Source organism: Streptococcus sp. HMSC034E03 (assembly GCF_001811505.1).
Lineage (GTDB): Bacteria > Bacillota > Bacilli > Lactobacillales > Streptococcaceae > Streptococcus.
The window spans coordinates 44,547-47,073 of the sequence record NZ_KV804952.1; the positions used below are offsets into that span (position 1 = coordinate 44,547).

2 protein-coding genes are annotated in these 2,527 nt (G+C 39.5%); one reads left to right on the forward strand and one right to left on the reverse strand.

Going from position 1 to position 2,527, the window contains the following annotated elements:
- Positions 1-173 precede the first annotated feature (173 nt).
- Positions 174-1,601, forward strand: a complete 1,428-nt coding sequence (locus HMPREF2805_RS01330; protein WP_075231069.1) for a cytosine permease — start codon at positions 174-176, stop codon at positions 1,599-1,601.
- Positions 1,602-1,652: 51 nt separating this feature from the next.
- Here HMPREF2805_RS01330 and HMPREF2805_RS01335 read toward each other — a convergent pair whose 3' ends face one another.
- On the reverse strand, positions 1,653-2,510 hold the full coding sequence (locus tag HMPREF2805_RS01335; RefSeq protein ID WP_075231070.1) for a DUF975 family protein: 858 nt from the start codon (positions 2,508-2,510) through the stop codon (positions 1,653-1,655).
- Positions 2,511-2,527 lie beyond the last annotated feature (17 nt).

A 2,527-nucleotide genomic window follows, 5' to 3' on the forward strand; every position in this document is an offset into this window, starting at 1 on the left:
TCTGAAATTGAACAATTAGTTGCAGAAGAAACTAAGCATAGACTAGAAGAGATGGAGTCACCAGAATATGAGTTTCCAAAACAATTCTTGAGAAAGGACTTTATCCTTGCAGCCCTTGCAGTGATCATTAACCTACTTTTGATTATCCTAGCCATGACAGGAGGAATCCAATAATGTCAAAAATGAATGACTTTATTCAACAAGAAACCATAACAGGGATTGTACCGATGACCAATAAGGATCGTCAATATTCCTTCTGGGATTTATTCTTATCAACCAGTGGTTTTGCGATTGCAACATGGTGCTACACGCAAGGTGCCTATGTAGCTCAGTACTTGACTTTCAGTCAAATGCTGATTAATATTTTTAGTTTTAATATTATCTGGGTCTTTATTGAATGTCTTCCTGTTTTATTTGCGGTCAAATACGGAATTGATTTGTGGATTTGGCTCCGAGCGGTTTTAGGGAAACGTGGAGTAGCTCTCTTATCAACCACAATTAGTTTAGCTAACTTTGGTTGGTATGCTGTTGCTGCAAATCTTTTTGCCAGTTCTATGATTCATTTGGCTAATAGTTTCGGTCTTGGGCTTGACAAAGGCATATGGGGACCGATTCTTGGGACGCTCTGTGTCTTATTGGGAACCTTGATTGCCCTTGGTGGACCTGAAGTCATAAAGTGGACGAACCGTTTCTTAGTTATCGCTTTGTTGCTTGTTGGTTTAATCATCGTGGGTATTTGTTTCGTGGCAGTTCCTATTACAGATATTATGAATATTCAACCAGCAATACAAGGAGATCTGAATCCTCTTGAACGCTTCATGCTTTCAGGAGAAGGAAATGTAGCCTTCGCCTTCTCTTGGTCTACGCAGGCTCTTGTATTGCCACGTTTGGCTAAAACAGAACGTAGTGGGTATTGGGCAACAGCCTTGTCTTATGGAGTAGTAGCTCCTTTCTTCGTAGCGACTGGTGGTGTTATGGCCCTAGCTATGTTTGTTAAAACAGGAGTTTACGAAAGTGATCCTACAACCATGCTTTCAACACTAAGCACTCCGGCCTTCGCTCTCTTGAGTTTGTTATTAGTAGCTTTTGCTAACATCGGAACGCAAGGAACGGGATCTTATGTGAACTGTATGATTGTTAAGAGTGGGATGCCTAAGGTAAGCTATAAACTGATGGTTTGGATTGCTATGGTTTATGTAAGTGCATTGACAATCTGGGGTGGTGTAGAAGAATATTTTGGTTCGTTCATCTCGCTTGCAGCTTATATTCAAGGTCCTATTATTGGAATGATTGTTGTCGATTATTTCTTGCTCAGAAAACGAAAACTCGACTTGCGCTCAGCTTACTTCCTTGAAGGCCATCAGGCATATGAATTTACAAAAGGTTTTAACCTTGTTGGTTTATCTTGTGTATTCATTTCACTACTTGTAGCTGTACTTTTTGTCTACAACCCAGTGACTGCTCAAATTCAGAGCCCAATCTTCTTGGTTACAACGGGTAGTGGATTTACAGCGATATTTGGTGGCTTCCTATATTGGTTGGCAAGCCTAACTCCATTAAAACACTACATGATTAAAGACAGAGATCAAGTAACCATTTAAATAAAAACAACCAGCACTTTCCATAGAAGGTGCTGGTTTTAATCATTCACATTAAACTTTTTTTCGCTTGATTTCGAGTAATCTTTGATAGAAGAAGAATTGACTACTATAGATATAAGGGAAAGAAGGGATGCTCGCAATTCCGAAGCTGATCCAGATAAGAAGATACCACGGTAGGAGTTGTAAATCAAGTACGAAGCGTTGGAACTTATAGCCTTTCATAAGGAAGCGACTGGTTTTGAGTACGCGACTTGGCTTGGCAATTCCAATTGCAAGGGTATCACAAAGGAGCAGCTCTACTTGGGAATAAGCGTAATATTGCGGCAGATAGGCAATGGTTCCCAAAATCATCAGAAAGACGCTACCAAAGAAGTAGAGTGCAAAAGTGAGCAGAAAATGTTCGATATCTGAATTGGTGACGTCGACAGCTGGAAATTCGGGATGAAGTTCTACAAATTTACGAGCCATGGCACTGCTGTAAAAGAGTAAGTAAACTCCAAAAAGATTAGGAATGCTCCATAAAAAGAGATAGAAACGCTTGAGCAAGAGAGTTAGAAAGGTCTGGGTGAAGAAGCGATTGTCAAGTAAGGACAGACTATCTTTAAAAGAAAGCTCTATCTCGGAAATTCTGTAAAGATTAATGGTTGTAAACAGAGCACCAGCTAGGATAATAGAACTTGTGAATCCAACTGCTAGAGGAAAGAGTGAAGACTGGATCAAGCTCATCAAAAAAGTAAAGAAGGATTGCTCAAGAATCCCCTCATCAAGTAGGGATAACGGACTTATGAAGCTGGATAGAATCAGGAAAATGCTTGGTAATAAAAAGACAAGCAATAAACGTGGATGTTCAGCTTGAAACTGTTTAGCTTGTTGACGAACTTCTTTTAAATCAATTTTTTGGTATTTCATTCTTTCATTATACCATA

Coding starts and splice junctions, on each gene's coding strand:
- HMPREF2805_RS01330 (WP_075231069.1), top strand. CDS start 174: ATGTCAAAAATGAATGACTTTATTCAACAAGAAACCATAACAGGGATT.
- HMPREF2805_RS01335 (WP_075231070.1), bottom strand. CDS start 2,510: ATGAAATACCAAAAAATTGATTTAAAAGAAGTTCGTCAACAAGCTAAA.